Origin of the sequence: Halobacterium yunchengense (assembly GCF_037031165.1) — an archaeon.
In the GTDB taxonomy this organism is placed as follows: domain Archaea; phylum Halobacteriota; class Halobacteria; order Halobacteriales; family Halobacteriaceae; genus Halobacterium; species Halobacterium yunchengense.
The window spans coordinates 70506-86934 of the sequence record NZ_JAYEZL010000002.1 but is presented as its reverse complement, the minus strand read 5'-3'; the positions used below and the strand labels follow the sequence as shown (position 1 = coordinate 86934).

Here is a 16429-nt window from a genome sequence, read left to right as displayed (position 1 = left end):
CGGCGCGCTCACGCCGGCACGAACCCGAGCGCGTCCAGGAGGACGAACAGCACGTCGCCGGCCGTGAGCGCCACCAGGAGGCCGACGAACAGCGGCACGATGAACGGCACGCCCGGCGTCACCCACACCTCGTCGCTGTCGACGACGACGTCCAGGCCCTCGCGGAGCTGGGCGGGCGTCGTGCCGTACGCCGACCCCTCGATGTCGTCGAGGAACGCCGCCGCCCCCCAGGGGTCGCCGCTCCCGTCGGTCGCCACCGCGCCGTCCGTCGGGTCGCCCGGGTCCTCGGGGAGCGTCGCCGGGTCCCGCAGTTCGGGGTCGACGCGCAGGTCCGTCAGCGTCAGGTCCCGCCACCGCAGATACATCCGGAGCGCGTCCAGGTCCAGGCCGTCGCGCGTGAACCCCGACCGCGACTCCAGGAGGCTGCCGTGGACGTCGGTGAGGTCGCCGACGGGGACGCGCCGCCCGACGAACATCACCACCGAGAGCTCGCCGTCGAGGGCGTTGCGCGCGCCGAGCACGAGCGGGTACGCCAGCCCCAGCAGCACCGTGTTCGTCAGGATGGTCAGCGAGAACACTCCGAGCGTCGTCTCCACGACCGGCAGCGAGTAGCCGGCGGCCTCGTAGGCGGGGTAGGTCGGGTACACCACGGCGAGCGTCATGAACGCGCGGGCGTCCGCGCCGCCGAACCCGCCGACGTACCAGAACCCGTACGCCAGCGGCACCACGAACAGCAGGCTGAACGCCACCCTGACGGCGAACAGCCGGAACGCGCCCGGCTCGCCGAGCGCCAGCAGTCCCTCCCAGAGGAGGAGCACGCCGCCCAGGAGGACGAGCGGCCCCCAGAGGCTGTTGGGGACGCGGCGCGTCCGCGAGTCCCGGTAGGCCGCCCAGCCGAGCGCCGGCACGACGGCCAGCCGCAGCAGGTCCGGTATCGAAGCGTCCACTACCCGGACGCGGGCACGCCGCCCGCTTAGGTGTTTTCGTTGCGGACACCCGCCGCCGGGCGAACGCCGCAGAGAGAAAGACACGCGGCCCCAGTCGTCGCCGCGCGCCGAAAAACGGGGTGGTCGGAGCCGCGCCGTCTAGATGACGCGGTTCTCCCTGCTGTTGTTAAGCATACGCTTAACACGTTCCAGCCATTAACGTGGAACACCAGTATGGTAGAACGCACCGAAACCGTCGGGGTACGACTCACACCCGACGAACGGGAACGATTCGAATCGTTCGTTGAGGACAACAACGAGTGTGGCTCCCTGAGCCAGTTCTTCCGACTCGCCGCGTACAATTTCACCACCGACGACAAGGAAGACGTCTCTATCGACCCCGAGGAGATCGTCCAAGCCGTTGATGTCGGTATATCGCCGGTGACGGAACGACTCAACGAACTGGAAGAACACGTCCTCTCCATTGACTCACGCGTCAACAATGACGACAAGATCGACAAGCTCGCCCGCGACATCTACTCCGCCCTCCCCGTCCACCAGAGCGCCTCCGACCTCCCGAACATCCGCGATCCCGATGAACTTGAGGACGCGAGCGACTTCGTCCTCGCACAGAAGATCTCCACTCCCTACCTCTGGTCACAGTACTTCAACGAGAACATCGCCGACGTCCGCCGTGCCTGCTCACGTATGCAGGAGTACTACCCCGATGTTGAGTTCGTCAGAGAGGACCTCCGTCGTGAGGACGGCGAGGACGTCCCTACGCATGACGACATTGACGTGAACACACCGCCGAGTCACACCGATCAATCCTTCAGCACCAGCGGGTCCCGAGAGACCCAGACAACGACCTCGCGTAGTGAAGGGAACCGGACCGAACGCCGCTACTACAAGACCCGCGAGTAACGATGCCGCCCCGATACAAGGACGTTGAAGAGTGCCGCCCCGAGATTGAACAGTACATCGGTCAACTTGAATCCGGGACCGACGACACCGATCCCGAACTGCGTAAATCGGGGAGCACGGTGCGATACAAGCAGGACCTCCGGTGGTACGACCACTGGTTGGACCAGAACAACATTGAATCGGTACTTGATGTCACACCGGTCGCTTCGAACCAGCTAGGGCAGGACCTCTCAAACGAGTTCAACGGCACGACCCCTCGTTATCGATGGGATCGGATCCACTCGTTCTACGAGTGGCTGCTCAGTATGGATCTCTTGGAAGACAACCCGCTCGGACGGTGGAACGACAAGAAGGGCGAGCTGTTCGGCCTGACCAAGAGCACGGAACAATCCAAGCAACTAGGAGAAGACGAGACGTACGCTGTGAGCAAATCCGAGGTCCGCCAGATGGAGGAACACGTAGGTCGGAATCGGGTGCGCGATCAGCTGATCATCAGACTGCTCTGGCAAACAGGGATGCGACGGGGTGAACTCTCGCAACTCACACTGGACGACGTTGACCGTGACTCACGAGAGATTACGATACGCGTAGCCGTCGCAAAGAACGATCAGGAACGCGTGCTTGCGTACCAACGGACAGCAGAAGGATTGCTGTCCGAGTGGCTTGATCATGGGTACCGTGACGAGATGGCCGCTACTGCAGACCACGATCGCCTACTCGTCGGTGAACGCGGTGCCCCGTTGTCGCCAGGACGGATCAACGAGATCGTGATCGACGCCGCGAAAAAAGCGGGACTTAATCGAAAGCTGTACGCCGACGCGAATGCCGCGACAGACGAGAACGGTGACAAGGTCGCTAATCGGTGGCTGATCAGCGCTCACAATGTTCGCCACGGCTATGGGACGTACATGGTCCACGAGACCGGTGCGGGGCTATGGGAGGTCTCCAAACAGATGGGACACTCATCAGTCAAAATTACTGAGGAGACCTACGTTGATCCAGACCCACGTGCAGGGCTTGAACATGCTCACCAGTACGGACCTGATTAAGTCAACGTGGCTCTGTCGAACTCCTCAGAGAATTCGAATGGGCCCACGCTTTCCTTCGATAAGACTCGAAAAGTCGTTGATGACCTCTATCGATCTGCACGGGTAGATGTCCCGTTCAAAACTGTGCTTATCGGTTATTGACTTCCAGTCCTCCCAAACCGTTCTATCAGTGGAAGGATGCCGAGCCAGTAGGATTTCAGCGGAGCCTCTTAGCTTAAGTTCGTGGGGGCGACTACGTCAAGTGAGAAACTGGGATCCGCGCTAAGCCCAGCCAGCCTCCCGACGCATCACGTCGTCACGGAGGTCCTCTATCGTCTCCACAATGTCGTCTTCCTCCATCATCTCAACACGTCGAACCGTCAGTTCCTCCCGGAGTAGTGTCGTTGTTCGGCTTACGATGTCGCTGTTTGACGGGGGATCGGCGTACGTACCCTCGTCTTTGATCTCGTTCAGTGCGTCGTGACAGAGAAGATCACCGCAAGCGTGTGTGACGGGAACGTACCGCGCGAAGTCGTGGTCCAAGATGTCGTTGGCGAGTTCTTGGAATCCGAGGACTCGTTTCGTCCTACTATAGTCTCGATCCTCAACTTCCCCTGAATCACCTTCCTCGTAGGTGAGTTCAGCACCCCACCAAATCCGGTGAAGTGCATTAGAGTAGGCGTCGGTTCCGGCCTTCAGAAACTTCTCCTCCATGTTCCCCGGGCTCTCCGGGTCGAATACGTGATCCCACCTGTAGTGAACGAACCCCGGGAACTGCAGGGTACAGAGGTAGTGCCACAGCCCGGCGTCCGCTGCCTCGTTGTGTGTCAGATCAAGTGTGCGGTGGAGTGTCGGTGCTAACTCGGCGTCGATGAGTGAAGAATGGGCGTCAATGTCGTCGTCTTCACGGATCTCCTCAATGCGCTCGTCTATTGGACTGAGGTCTATGGAACGACCTAGCGGCTGTAAGTACGGACGGAGGTCGTCCTCCGTGAGCTCCCGCTCGCCCGCAAGGAAACGATTGTCGATCATCGGGTGGGCCGCACTCTGCAGGTGGTAAAGCTCAGTCGTCACTCTGGATCGCCTCCTCAATTAGGTTCGTTGTGTCGGATGGGATGTCGTACTGCTGATGTACCGCACGTTCGATCCTCTGGACGAGGTCTGGGATATCGACGTGACTCCGAACGTCCTCGGCGAGTTGAATCGCCGCCGTGTCGTCATCAAGACCCGGATACAAATCGTCCAAGAAGATATCTAATACGTCTTCCTGCCAGCCGTACTCCGGTTCCCCTGTGTCGGGGCTCGTGTCGTGCGCAGTCTGCATCAGTAGCTGCGTCCAGACGGAGTGCTCAATGTAGTCGTAGAGTACGTCACGTAGCCGTGGTGGCCCGCCTGTGGCTCCCGTGTTTTTCAGAACCTCAACCACCTGTGGGTGTTCCCTGTTCAGGTAGAGCTGCGGGTTCCGAGGAGCCTCCAGACTGAGATAGTGGATGTGGTTCTCGTCGGGGAAGCTGTCGTAATCGCTGAAATCCTCAATGATCGGCATGAGAAGACTCCCACCGTCATCCCTCTCGTCAAGTCGAATGATCCACGAGAGCCCGTCAGCGACTCGTGCGCCAACCTTGGACGCGTGCTTAGACCCACTGGAGCCGCCTTTCTCGGTTCTGGTGAGGAACGGCTTGATCTTCACTCGCCCGCGGTGGTCGTCACGTTCGATGCTCAGCGTGAACTCGTGGGATCCACTATCCAGTGGTGAGTCGGCGAGTATCTGCCGGTCTCGGCTAATTGCGAGGGGATTCTCCTTCACCAGTGCGAGGCGACCCGGTGTCTCTTCCCATTCGTTGAACGGGAAGACGTCCTCGATAGTGTCTTGATCGACGGTAACTGTACCGTCTAACTCCAACAGCTCCCAGTTACCCTCGTCCACCAGCGACAGGTATCGGTCCTCCTCGTCAAGGTCTCCTCGATCACCGAGGGGAGCCCCGTCCAGACGGAATGACTCGACGTTGAATTCGAGCGCCTCCTCTTGGTATTCGTGTGGGAGGGACTGGCTGACTAAACTACCGGTCTGAACCTCCTCTCCGCCTTCTTCGTCCGGTTTAACTTCTTCGACTCCCTCACTCACAGTCGCCATTACTCATCCCTCCGTTCTGCCACGTCAACCGACACCTTCAATCTGGTCTCGACTTGTCTGTGGTCTTCTGTGGACACACCCTCGAAAGAGATCTTCGATGTACCAGGAGCAGGCTCCAGCCGTCCTACTTGGACACCCTTCTGTTCCGGGAGCGATATCGAAACCCCGGCTGTGTCTGACGAGATATTCTGAACGGGAAGGCGATCCGATGTCGCTCTCTCCTCTGCCATCCGGACAAGTGAGACGGTGACCGCCCGTATCTCGTTACTATCGCTCAGAGGCTCCACTTCGCCGTTGAATGACCAGTGAGTATACACTTCGTCGAACGAGATGTTCGTGTCTCCGGTGACACGTTGACTACTGGGGGACTCACGATCAGAACGGCCCCCTCGGGATTCGTTCCCGATCTTGAACCGATTTCCCAGACGTTGTGGTCCGGTCGCACCCCGATCAACGTTGGGTGCGACGAGCCTACGCAATGTCTCGGTCACGTCCGACTTGATACCCTCTACTGCGGTCCGGAATCCCCGAGAATAGGCGTTCGCTAGTGCCTCGGTTCGCACCCATTCGTCATGCTGAGGTGGCTCTGCAGCGGTCAAGAATTCCTCCACGACAGTGTCAGTCTCTCCTGGACCTTCGTCGGTTCCCCACGGCCGCGCACGCCCACCGAGGAGAACGGAATGGAAGTCCTGGTTACCTACAACGACCCGGTCCCGATCGTAGTATTCGACGACCATCCCCGCACCCCGAACGAACGCCACTTGGTTCCGATGTCGGTACTCACCTGGATCTGCATGCCGAACCAGCAAGTCAAGTTGGCCGTCTGCACCGCCACCGCCGTCGCTCTTCTCGGGGACGTCAAGGGAGATGGTCGCCTGCGCAACGTCTCCTGGTTCGTCTAGCTGGCCGACCGAGTCATTACGGTCGTTCAGGCAGCTCGTAAAGGGTTCGTACTGCGGATACTCATCGATATTCGCTTGCTTGGTCTCACCGTTCACCTCAACTGCTACCTCCAGATCACCACGATAGACCGCGGGCCAGAACCACTCTATTGCCATCCCCGTGATCTGGTCCGCTAACTCTTCGTCGTCCAGTCGCTCTTCCGCTGTAGGCACGCGGAAGTCCACGACTTGAATGCTCGTTCCTGGTGCGTCCGGACGACTCAATCGTAGGTCGTCCGCTATCGATTCGGCTTCTTCCCCCCAGACGGACTCTGGTCTCGCGCCCCCCTCGCCACCATTCAGACTACCATACCAGCCGTGACCTTGGTAGACTGTATCGCCATCCTCCGATTTGTGCGTAGGCAAGCGCGTCCGACCGATCAATCGAGGTGACTGGTCGTTCGGGGAGGGTTCACTCAGCGTTGAGTTGAACATGACGAGTGATAGACCTGAGTACAGCCAGAGGACGGCCTTTCCCAGACCGTAACTCCCGCCGGCGGTATCCCCCGACTTGCTGCTGAATAGCACGTCTCGGACCAGAGCGGTGAAGTTCGACTCGTCGGCGTTCTCCTCGCCAAGGAGACCCTCTGTGTTCTCGTCCTCGATAGTCAGGATGCGGATCTCCTCGTCGTCTTTTATACGCTTGATCGCCTCCGCGATGTGCTTGCCGCTCTCCGTGTCTGTCGCCAAGTTGGCGTGCTCGGACCACGTCTCGATATCGAGTGCTCTGAGGTACTCAATTGCCTCGTCGTCCTGTAAGGATTCCAGCTTGAACGTCACGCGTGCAGGTTGATCGTTATCCAACCGTGCGTCGTTCGAGTTCTGTAACACCTCCCGAACGAACGTCTTCAGCCCCGGTTCACCGTGCGACATCGCGTACTTGGCGACGTCGTCACCGTATCGGGCATCAGTCGGTCGAGACGTCGTGAATCCCCACTGACCACTCATCACGATACCTCACCGATACTAGCGAATGTAACCGCAGATATATCAGGAAAGGTTACGGTACGGTTCATGAATACCACAACGCTCTCCCGCTGACATAAATGTGTGCGGTCCGTTGGTGATGCGGTCTCCGAATCCTGGTCAGAATTGTGCCTCTGGGGGGTTGCCGGTGGCCAAGTAGTGTGCGCCAACAAGGTCGTAGCGGACTTCGCTGAGTTCACGCGAGCGTCGCCGATTGTCAGTACTTAGCCCCTCAAGGGTTGCGACAGAGAAACGTACATCGTCTCCATATTCGTTCTGTAGGGTGAAGAGGCGACTCGCTATCGACCCTGTTGTTCCGACCTCTTGGACTGTTCGGTCCCATCGTTCTCCCGTTTGATCCCCTCGCCACAGTCGAAACGCATGAACTCCACTACTGTCGATCACGTCTCGCTCAGAGAGCGGACGACTCTCGGTCCAGTCAAGTCCCAACCAGTGCGGGGCGGTCACGTCACGCCAAGGCCGCCAGGATGGTACGGTATACGAGGACCGTTCTGCGACGTCCATTAGCTTGTGGAGTAACTCGCCGTGAGGCCCACTCACGTGCTCCGCAGGCTCTCTGTTCAGCTGGACTATAGGAGTCCAGCCGGTCTCCCTCCGACAGATCGCCACCAGAGTCGCTTCGATCGCACGGCGATGTCTCTGGCTCGACGATATCGGTGGTGTCGTGACAGAGACCTCCATCCTTCCCCCTGCAGTCTCGGTGATTCGCCGAAGGGGACGCGCCGCACCATGTTGGTCTCCAGTCTGTCGATCTGATTCATTCAACCCAGCTGATAGGCTAAGCCCTACTCGCTGTCGAACGCCTCCCTCCGCCCCCGATTCCCCTACGTACATCAAACCCGGGAGTTCCGTGTGTCGAACTCTGTAGAGACCCGGACGACGTGGCAGTTCATCACGGAGCGTTTGCCAGTCTCGAAGGTCGAACCACCCCGACCAATTTAGTCCCATCCACTCTGGGGACTGAGGCTCCGGGTCAAGGCGAGTGAGTGGTCCAGGGACGTCGAGAGTCCGTGTCTCCGCTGCGCTCCGCCGCGTAGTGCGGTCAACTATAGCGAGTTCCGACTGAACGATTGATTCGGGGATCGAGAGTATTCGGGCAATTGCATCACTACCTGGGACGTACTGCGAGAGAACCCACGTCGTCGCCTGCCGGTTCGTTAATCTAGTCCTTTCGACCACCGCTACGATGTCGTCAATAGCGCCTGCGGGGAATTCCGAACACGAGACAACGAATCCACTACCGAATCTAACTTCCCTGTCTTCAGCCACTTTTCTGACCTGTCGGTCGTGAGCGGCTGCGGCGGCGTCGCGGCCGTCTTCTGTGAGTCCGATTCGTTCAGCAGCAGCATCCCAACACCCATCTGCCTCGACTAGCACGTACAATAGCCCACCGTCACTCCGCCCCACTGGAAGGGGGTCAAACCCAGTGAAGAGAGTCTCGACATTGATGACGGATATACTTCGTACTTCTCGCAGGGCTCTGGCGAGTGAATCGGCCTCCACGTGATACTGAGTGGCGACGGATTCGACGATGTCACGGGAGACGGGCACCCCAATGAACGGATCCCCAACATACGACGTGCCTGACTCCCGGTCCAGATACACGTAGCCCTCCTTCTTACCCATCAGACTGTACCTCCAACCGAGACCGGCGACCCACTTGTTCGTATCGGATGTCTGTTTTGTCGCGTGTCAAAACTCGTCTAACTGGCGATTGTCCTCGCTTTTACGCTTAGTGTCCATCCGCTCGTCGTAGTCGGAGTAGTCCACGCGTCCCTCCGATATCCCCTGTTCGTCCTCATACGCCATCAACCACAGCCGAACCAGGTAGTAGATGTACGGTGCGGGGATCGCGTTCTTTGCTAAGTGGCTCTTCGGATACGGTCCCGGTGGGTAGTTCTTGACCGCTGCCCACCACTCTCTGGACCGTTCAGAGAAGAAGAACGACGAAGTCTCAGCCTTCTCAGTTGATCCATCTGTCGTCAGGAACCGCCTCTCTCGGGGGGGCTGTGACACTCTGAAAGAGGTCTCGAAGGCACGCTCGTACTCAATGGGCATACCGAACATCCGCCCATTCAACACGACAGGATCGTTAAGTGGGGCGCGCGGGACGTTCTCAATGATGTAGTGGTCGCAATACTTCTCCGCCAATATCCGCGCACTCGGGATCATGTTCTCGTGCTCGTCGGGATTCCCGGAGATGCTAGTCGTCGCAGCCCACCGTGAGCAGACCGGGTGGAACAGTCCTAGATCAAACGTGACGCCATCCTTGATTGGGAGGTCCCACTCCTTGTCCTTAACGTGGGCGTCTGCTTTGATCGGCGTACTTTCGTTCGTGTCCTTGGGGTCAATTCCGACCCGGATTACGTTCCCGAAGTCGCTGAGTACCTCTGATTCCGTCCCGTAGTCCGCGAAACAGTGGAGGATAAGTGGCTCTTCACTCGGTGCGCCCTCGTTAGACGTCATCAACGATCACCCACCGTTCGCTCGTCACAGCGGTCCCTGTTGAGAGGACCGCCCCGAGACCATAGATGTACAGCAGTTGCGTAGAGAGTCACTGGCTGGCAGTAAGACACGCGAGCGAATAAAAACCACCATATAGAGACAGCCTCCCGTCGTCCCTCTATCTGATTCCGTAGGTTATTTTCGGATTTGTCGCACTACGAGGTCGTGCAGGGTCCAAGTCTTTCGCTGCGAGTCGTGGTCTCGGTTCAAGGTTTAGTACACCGCGAGGAGAACGTACCAGATCGATATAAGTTACAATAATTCTCGCTCGCCATCCACCGTCAACTCGTACCCGACACCCCGCGTTCCGACGCGCTTTCGAGAGACTAGACCGAGCTCGTTCATTCTGCCGATGAGTCCAGAACGGATTGTACTAGCCTGTGCCGAGGTCCAGTCTTCGGAGAGCTCTGCCACACGTTCGCTGAGGGGCTCTGGTCGATTGACGCCTTCTACAATCGCTTCGGCCACCACTTCCATCGCATTGTACTCCGCGTGCAGTTCACTATTTACGTGGTCAAGGTAGAATCGTCGTTCACTTTCAGAGAGCGGGTTTTCGCACCGAAGACTCTCGTCAAGGACGGGATTCTTGACTTGGGCAAAATCAAGGCCTGCATCGGAGAGGCCGAACTCACGCGTGCTTGGGGAGATGTTCACGAATTGGAGGTTGGGGAGTGAACCAGTTAGGCTGCCGGTTGAGTCAATCTGGCCCACGAAGTGTGTTTTGAACCGATTCAGGGAGCTCTCAACTTTATCACCCGTCGGAAATCCAGCCGAGAACTTTTCACCACGACCTCGTCCCGCCTCCTTATCACTCTCCTCCAGCTGGAGACCATACGCTCGTGCAACCGCTGCTGTCTCCTCACGAAACTCGTCATAGGCGATTCCCTCCGCGTCCACCTTATCTAGTTCAATAGCGAGTCTCCTTACAGAGACCTTCATCGGGAGGATGCGGTTGTACTGTCCCCATAGCGGACCAGTATCGATTCGACTCGGAGAAGGTGGATCAATGGTCAAGACGTCGAAATCACGGACGGAAAGATCTTCAAGCTCAGAACTGTCATCGTTGACATTACGCGTCTGCTCGCCAGCCAAAGTCTCTCGGAAAGAACTTGGCTCAGCCTCCTGATTCCTGGGTTGAACAGCCTCACTGAACGACGTCAGCGTCTGTTGTTCGCCGGATTCTAGTCTCAACTGTGTGTGGAGTGCTTGCTCCAGAAACTCTTCTGGACCCGCGTAGTTACCCTGCTCTATCGCGGATCGAATTTGATCGACGAGTTCTGTAGGGAGATCTACAACGACACGCATTTTATTTGCTCTCTTGATATATTTCGTCAATAATCTCCCCAAGTTGCTGATCTGTGAGGTGCTCCTCACTCGTCACCGACCATTGATGACTGACCGCTTTCGCAGTTCTTTCCACAATCTCGTTATCCGATTCGCGGTTCGCTATTCGAGAGAGAACGCGACCAGTACGAGGTCGCCTGAGATCCATCCGGTCGAATATGCGCTCGGATTTGTACGTCGTTTTGAGTATCGCCTCGGTCTCGCTGTAATCGTCGCCATCTCTGGTAAACTCGGCCATGAACCAGAGGCGTGAAAACGCGTTCGTGTAGAGGTCTTGGGTCGAGCCGAGGAACTTCTCGGTCATCGACTTCTTAGTCCGGTTGGGACCTGTGCGTGGCCAGCGGTACCGAACGAAGTCCGGACGCCACCCGATCGAAAGATAGTGCCAGATCCGTGGATCGCCCGCATCCCGGAGCGGAATGTCGATGTATTTTCGCACAGCCGGTGCGACGACCGCGTCGATAGCTTCTTCACCGGGATCCAGGTCACTCTCCGTGACGACGTAGTCGAGGACTCGACCGAGGTTGGTGAGGTTGGCAGTGTGTTCGGTGTCTGTACGATACTCTCTGAGGCGGTCCTCAGAGTAGCGAGGCGTGTCTCCGTGCATCAGATCCTCTGTGACGAGGACTGAGGCGTCGGTACCCAGTCTGTAGAGTGTGTCTTGGCTCATATGTTTAGGTCAAGGACGCGTTCGAGAGATTCGTGTGGAGCGCGGCGGCGCTGAACAGTCGTGGTGATTGAATTGAGCGTGTCCGATAGATTACCCGGCTCAAGCATCTCGCTGACTTCCTCCGAAGTCTTCCCTTCGAAAACGTCACTGCACACGTCGGTCAGCATGCGGTCTTGCCAATCGAATCTTGTTTCGCCGTCGATGGCGTACAATTCTGCTGCTTGAAGGACGAACTGTGTCAGGATCTGGGTTCCCTGAAGATCAACGACTAGCTGCCGAATCCGACCGCGAGAGTGTTGTCCTTCGTCCTCAAAAAATGACTGAAGGAACCCGTGGTCCGAGTTGATGAAGAGCTTCGGTTTGGCTGGGTCGGTTAACTGGAGGTACCACATATTCCCATCATCGGCGGGGAAGGGAGCATCAGCAAACGACCGGGGGATAGTCGGCAGATTCTTCGACCGACCGCCAAGTGGATCGTCAATATCGAGGTGCCCCGAGATCCCGTGGGCGAGTTTTCGTCCTACGCGTTCCGCGAACGGTGGTCCTGAGTGGCCAGATGGTTGTTTCTTCAGCTTCTTGGTCCGTACCAGTAGCGGTGTGAGTTCAACCCGCCCCCGGATGCTGTCGTACTCAAGATCGATTGTGTTGCTGTAGGTACCCTCGGTGAGTAGTGGACCTTCAACGACAGTCTCGAACCGATGGTGATTCGTGGGGCAGTACGCAACGACCACTAACGCTCCGTCGTAGGGGGCAGAAGAGGGGAACACCCTGTTTAGACTATGCTGGGTGACCGACACTTCGACCGTGAGTTCGCCTGTAGCCCAGGTTTCTTCTGACGCGAGATTGAGGCTCAGGGTGTCTCCGAGGGATTGGCTCGCTCCGGTGTTAAGTTCGTACTTCACAAAGTCGAAACCCAAGACTTCACCGGCGTACCGGTAGGGGTACGCGTCTACACGTTTGTGACCAGAGTTCGTGCTCATGGTTGACCACCCGGGGAGAGGTCGTACTCAAAGTCTAGACGAGTTCGTCCTGCGAGGATCTCGTCACCGATAGCGACCGATGAGAGCTCGAAAGTGGTCCGAGTTGTGTGTTTCGTGAATTCGTAAGTGATCTCTCCGTCACGCACCGCGGGTGCCGGGTCGTCGGGAGACGACCCCCTATCGATATCGATTTGGTCAATGGTCTTGTTGGACCCATCGACTTCGTCAATCGAGATCGTCAGCGTCCAGTTGTTCTCTGGTTGTGTATCGAGTTCGATCTCTCCCTGATAGCGATGTGCACCGTCGAACCAGCTGTCCAGCTGGACGACGTCGAACGGTAAGTTTCCGCCCCCGCCCCCGCCACCATTTCTTTTACCAGAAGTCCCGTGATCGTCCTCAAAGAACGGGAACTCCTCCCCCAGGTTCTTGACTCGTTCGTCATCGTCGGTTTGAGCGCCACCGAGTATCTGTTGGAGCTCCTTCTTTACTGTCGTCTTGAGGAAGGAGACGATACGTTTAGAGGGATTTTCGTCGTCGTAGGCGTTCGCCAATCTCGGTGTGGGTTCTTCCCAGGTGTCGTGGGCCTCGGGCTCGGCATCGCGGAAGAAGAACTCGATGGCCTGATCGCCTTGGTCGGGTATATCCTCCGCTTTGAGGCCCGGTGGATGTTTGGCCCCTCCCGTAAGCAGGAGTGCGTGGAAGTCTTTGCCCGTCGTGCGAGAGGCTGACCCGTAGTTCCTATACTTTACCACGTGGCGTGGACCGCGGAACATTGCCACTTTGTTCCGGTACTTTTCGAGATTGTCCTCGTCAACGAGCCTGACCACAAGGACGAGTTCTCCCGTTATCGCTGGTTCTGAATCGGTTGGGGGTACCTCAAACTCGATTTCTTCGACCGCGACAGTGCCTGGATCACCAAAGTCGTCGTCTGGGTTCTGCCAAGCGTCGTAGGCCTGGACGTAGGGGGACACGCGTGGGACAGACATCGGGTCGACCTCACGGGGTGTCGAGTCGTTCGGGCCTTCGACAGTAACCTCAATGCCGTCGTCAACGATAAGTGGCCAGTAGTAACGCGCTGCGGCTTCGTAGATGGCGTCAACGATATCTTCCGGCTCCCTCGTCGCTCGTGTCCGCTCTCTGAAACCGACGACGAGCGAAGTCGTCCCGTTTTCGCCAGTTCGATCCAGCCTAAGCGTCTCGGCGAGGTCACGTGGAACCGGCCGAAGTGCGACCGACCGGTCATGCGAACCGTCGTCAACACCGAGCCAGCCGCCGCCTTTGTACTCTTGCCCTCCGAGTACGTGGTCAGGAAGGTCTAACCGGCCAACGAGTTTCGAATCCGTTTCAGATGCGGCGAGACTATGGAAGAGAACGAGTTTGAATCCAGAGAACGCCCACAAGACCGAGGCACCGACACCGTGGATGCCACCACCTTCTTTCTTGCCAGAGCTAGCGAAGTCTTTGACGAGATCTGCGTAATTGGTGTCTCGACTATCGTCGTCTCCGTCTAAACCCACTGCGTGAGTATCTTCGATACCGAGTATGTAGAGTTCCCCTTCGTCAATCTGGTCAAGGGCTTTCTGGACGCCGAGCTTCTCGTCGTTCTCCGCGACGGCTTCGAGATGGGGCCGAAGTTGTTTCCAATCGATTGCTGTTTTAAAATCCTGCAGTTCACTTCCCTCAAGACACTCGAAAAAGAAGTTGATCTTCGGTTTCTCACCGGTCTCTCTCGCGTCGTAGGTGTTCTGGATGAGTTCCCTGGGGAGGGTTCCCAGTACCGAATTTAGTGCGAACTCGGTTTGTGGTGTCCCAACGAACGTCTCGTCCGAATCCAACCCCTTGAACGTTGCATCGAGCTTTGTGTACGCCATGTGTTTTGTGTGTATGCAGGTGTGAACCGAAGGTTTATTAATGTTTGCTCGAACTACCCGAGACCGGATCATCACCACCTTCTCTCTAAAATCGACTATAATAGGCATGTACGGGCGATTCCAGTGCCCGTGAGTTTGTCAGCGCCTCAGGGTAGTGGGTTATCCGACGGACCTAATCATCGTGGACACACACGCACACACACACACAGTTATGACGTGTTAGTCAGGGTTTTCCATGTTTAGCACGTACACCGAGACACCGTCGTCAAAGAGCTCGCAACCTGTGGGTGTGCCCACACGGTAGAACGATAGCTCACTCCTGTAATGACTGGAAATAGACGCAGTACTCGTTAGCGAAACAAGCACCACACAGTGGATCTGGCCCGCATACCATCGCTCCGAAGTCTAATAGCGCAAGGTTGTATGCTCGTGCCTCTTCGGGGACCAACCTCTCAGTAAAACTCAGTTGATCTGCTTTTGTCTCGGGCCATGCGTCTCGAAATACCCGTCTGTACACCCTCTCAACGTTCCTATCAAGTACCGACAACCGGTCACCACGGGCGAAGCACAATGTGGCGTTCGCCACGTACCGGCCCACTCGCGGGAGTTCCATCAGCGATTCTGGCTCGGTGGGTAGGTGGTCGTGTGTCGAGGCAATCTGCTTCAGCGCCCCTGCACGCATGTTATGGAACCCAAGAGGCTCAATAGCTTCGACGAGTTCGTTCTCACTAGCTTCCGCTATCGCCTCCAGCGTGGGGAATCGTTCGAGGAATCTCGGATAGACCGCTGCGACATTATCAGCTGGCGTCTGAGTCAGGAAGAACTCCGCTACGAACACCTCGTACAGTGTTCGGTCCGATTCCCGCCACGGGTACTCGCGGCGGTTCTCCTTTCCCCATTTGAGCAGGTTCGTCCGAAACCGGCGCTCTGTCTCAGATGACGTCAATCTCTTTCAGTCGTCGGCGACGGTGGACTCAACAGACGGCGCTGCCACACCGACGTGCGAGAGGATTGCCTGCCCCATGTACTCACCGAGTTTCGGGGGGACCGCGTTACCGATCAGCCGACCCAGGTTCGACACACCGACGTCTTCCCACTCGTCGTAGAAGTCGTAATCTTCAGGGAACGTCTGAAGTAGTGCTCCCTCAAGGAGCGAGAGTGCTCGGTTCTGGTCTGTATCGTAGTGTCCAAAACGACCACTGCCGTAGTTGTAGAACTGCGTCGTGATCGTCGGCGAGGGTTCGTCGGGCCGCATCCGACTGTAGGGCGCTTTGTACGAACGTCCACTCGCCTTCCGGTGGCAGTCCGCGAGGAGATGGTCGAGGCCCTCCTCTTCCCAGAGAGTCCAATCTCCGCCGGGTTCCATGTTGTCGATACGCTCCAGATTCTTTTCCGAGAGAGAACGTGCTCTATGTACGTCGTTCTCGTCACTGACTTCTCCTGCCTCAATTGGTGGCAGGTGATCAATCGTGTCTTCAACCGTCGGGTATCCGTCCTCGTTCTGAATCGGGGGGTCGGGCAGAGCGAGTGATCCCCGCTTGGACGCCATGACTACCCACCGCTTCCGCTTCTGTGGGATCCCGTATTCGGGACAGTATACGTTCTTGTTATCGTCGCTGTTGACGTGGTACCCTTGAGACTCAAGGCTCTCAATGAAAGCATCGTAGACGCCGTCCTCTTGGTTCACCTGGAGTACGTTCTCGGTGACGACCACGTCCGGTTCAACGTACTTTGCGATCCGGGATACCTCGTTCAGCAGCCCCCACTTTTGATGATCTTCGTGATTCTTCCCCTTTGAGTGTCCCATCGTAGAATACGGTTGACAAGGTGCGCACGCCGCGAGGACTTTTAGATCCGCATCCCACGGGTACATCTGTGCGATTGGTTCGGGGTCCTGTGCCAGCGCGCGAACGTCTGCTCGTACGTATTCACCGTTGATATTGTGTTCGTATGGGTACTTACAGTCCGGGTCTTGATCAATCCCTGCGACGACCGAGACGCCAGCTTGCTGGAGACCATAACTGAGTCCACCGGCCCCGCAGAACAGATCCACAGCGGCTACCTTCATAATCCTCCTTCCAGCGTATCGTCATATAAACGTTAGGCAACGACATCCTCC

14 protein-coding genes are annotated in these 16429 nt (G+C 57.5%); 2 read left to right on the top strand and 12 right to left on the bottom strand.

The window, feature by feature from the left end; all coding sequences use genetic code 11:
• Window positions 1-8: 8 nt before the first annotated feature.
• Window positions 9-947, bottom strand: a complete 939-nt coding sequence (locus U5911_RS05580) for an A24 family peptidase (RefSeq protein ID WP_336035964.1) — start codon at window positions 945-947, stop codon at window positions 9-11.
• Between the two features lie 213 nt (window positions 948-1160).
• Between U5911_RS05580 and U5911_RS05575 the strand changes: the two genes are divergently transcribed.
• Both U5911_RS05575 and U5911_RS05570 read left to right on the top strand, forming a co-directional pair.
• Entirely contained in the window at window positions 1161-1850 is a 690-nt protein-coding gene (locus tag U5911_RS05575; RefSeq protein WP_336035963.1) for a hypothetical protein, read from the top strand.
• Between the two features lie 2 nt (window positions 1851-1852).
• Window positions 1853-2899 carry a tyrosine-type recombinase/integrase gene (locus U5911_RS05570; RefSeq protein ID WP_336035962.1) on the top strand — a complete coding sequence of 349 codons (1047 nt, stop codon included), beginning with the start codon at window positions 1853-1855 and terminating at the stop codon, window positions 2897-2899.
• A 261-nt stretch (window positions 2900-3160) separates the two neighbouring features.
• Here the strand turns inward: U5911_RS05570 and U5911_RS05565 are convergent, their stop codons facing one another.
• The 11 genes from U5911_RS05565 to U5911_RS05515 form a co-directional block, all read right to left on the bottom strand.
• Window positions 3161-3910 (bottom strand): DUF6339 family protein, encoded by a 750-nt coding sequence (locus U5911_RS05565; RefSeq protein WP_336035961.1) that lies wholly within the window; start codon window positions 3908-3910, stop codon window positions 3161-3163.
• Window positions 3911-3941: 31 nt separating this feature from the next.
• Complete coding sequence (locus U5911_RS05560; RefSeq protein WP_336035960.1) at window positions 3942-5012, bottom strand: hypothetical protein; 1071 nt, start codon at window positions 5010-5012, stop codon at window positions 3942-3944.
• Window positions 5012-6901, bottom strand: a complete 1890-nt coding sequence (locus U5911_RS05555) for a hypothetical protein (RefSeq protein ID WP_336035959.1) — start codon at window positions 6899-6901, stop codon at window positions 5012-5014. Before U5911_RS05555 ends, U5911_RS05560 begins: the two co-directional genes overlap by 1 nt.
• 138 nt (window positions 6902-7039) lie before the next feature.
• Window positions 7040-8566, bottom strand: a complete 1527-nt coding sequence (locus U5911_RS05550; RefSeq protein ID WP_336035958.1) for a DUF8048 family protein — start codon at window positions 8564-8566, stop codon at window positions 7040-7042.
• A 66-nt stretch (window positions 8567-8632) separates the two neighbouring features.
• Entirely contained in the window at window positions 8633-9406 is a 774-nt protein-coding gene (locus U5911_RS05545; protein WP_336035957.1) for a hypothetical protein, read from the bottom strand.
• A gap of 291 nt (window positions 9407-9697) precedes the next feature.
• Window positions 9698-10750 carry a hypothetical protein gene (locus tag U5911_RS05540; protein ID WP_336035956.1) on the bottom strand — a complete coding sequence of 351 codons (1053 nt, stop codon included), beginning with the start codon at window positions 10748-10750 and terminating at the stop codon, window positions 9698-9700.
• A gap of 1 nt (window position 10751) precedes the next feature.
• The gene (locus U5911_RS05535) at window positions 10752-11459 is read right to left on the bottom strand and encodes a DUF6339 family protein (RefSeq protein WP_336035955.1); all 708 of its coding nucleotides are present in this window, start codon (window positions 11457-11459) and stop codon (window positions 10752-10754) included.
• On the bottom strand, window positions 11456-12439 hold the full coding sequence (locus U5911_RS05530) for a hypothetical protein (RefSeq protein WP_336035954.1): 984 nt from the start codon (window positions 12437-12439) through the stop codon (window positions 11456-11458). The genes U5911_RS05535 and U5911_RS05530 overlap by 4 nt, the downstream gene beginning before the upstream one ends.
• Complete coding sequence (locus tag U5911_RS05525) at window positions 12436-14310, bottom strand: hypothetical protein (protein ID WP_336035953.1); 1875 nt, start codon at window positions 14308-14310, stop codon at window positions 12436-12438. The genes U5911_RS05530 and U5911_RS05525 overlap by 4 nt, the downstream gene beginning before the upstream one ends.
• A gap of 313 nt (window positions 14311-14623) precedes the next feature.
• Window positions 14624-15148, bottom strand: a complete 525-nt coding sequence (locus tag U5911_RS05520) for an HhH-GPD family protein (protein WP_336035952.1) — start codon at window positions 15146-15148, stop codon at window positions 14624-14626.
• A gap of 114 nt (window positions 15149-15262) precedes the next feature.
• Window positions 15263-16378 (bottom strand): DNA cytosine methyltransferase, encoded by a 1116-nt coding sequence (locus U5911_RS05515; RefSeq protein ID WP_336035951.1) that lies wholly within the window; start codon window positions 16376-16378, stop codon window positions 15263-15265.
• Window positions 16379-16429: the final 51 nt, after the last annotated feature.

Coding starts and splice junctions, on each gene's coding strand:
- U5911_RS05575 (WP_336035963.1), top strand. CDS start 1,161: ATGGTAGAACGCACCGAAACCGTCGGGGTACGACTCACACCCGACGAA.
- U5911_RS05570 (WP_336035962.1), top strand. CDS start 1,853: ATGCCGCCCCGATACAAGGACGTTGAAGAGTGCCGCCCCGAGATTGAA.
- U5911_RS05565 (WP_336035961.1), bottom strand. CDS start 3,910: ATGATCGACAATCGTTTCCTTGCGGGCGAGCGGGAGCTCACGGAGGAC.
- U5911_RS05560 (WP_336035960.1), bottom strand. CDS start 5,012: ATGGCGACTGTGAGTGAGGGAGTCGAAGAAGTTAAACCGGACGAAGAA.
- U5911_RS05555 (WP_336035959.1), bottom strand. CDS start 6,901: ATGAGTGGTCAGTGGGGATTCACGACGTCTCGACCGACTGATGCCCGA.
- U5911_RS05550 (WP_336035958.1), bottom strand. CDS start 8,566: ATGGGTAAGAAGGAGGGCTACGTGTATCTGGACCGGGAGTCAGGCACG.
- U5911_RS05545 (WP_336035957.1), bottom strand. CDS start 9,406: ATGACGTCTAACGAGGGCGCACCGAGTGAAGAGCCACTTATCCTCCAC.
- U5911_RS05540 (WP_336035956.1), bottom strand. CDS start 10,750: ATGCGTGTCGTTGTAGATCTCCCTACAGAACTCGTCGATCAAATTCGA.
- U5911_RS05535 (WP_336035955.1), bottom strand. CDS start 11,459: ATGAGCCAAGACACACTCTACAGACTGGGTACCGACGCCTCAGTCCTC.
- U5911_RS05530 (WP_336035954.1), bottom strand. CDS start 12,439: ATGAGCACGAACTCTGGTCACAAACGTGTAGACGCGTACCCCTACCGG.
- U5911_RS05525 (WP_336035953.1), bottom strand. CDS start 14,310: ATGGCGTACACAAAGCTCGATGCAACGTTCAAGGGGTTGGATTCGGAC.
- U5911_RS05515 (WP_336035951.1), bottom strand. CDS start 16,378: ATGAAGGTAGCCGCTGTGGATCTGTTCTGCGGGGCCGGTGGACTCAGT.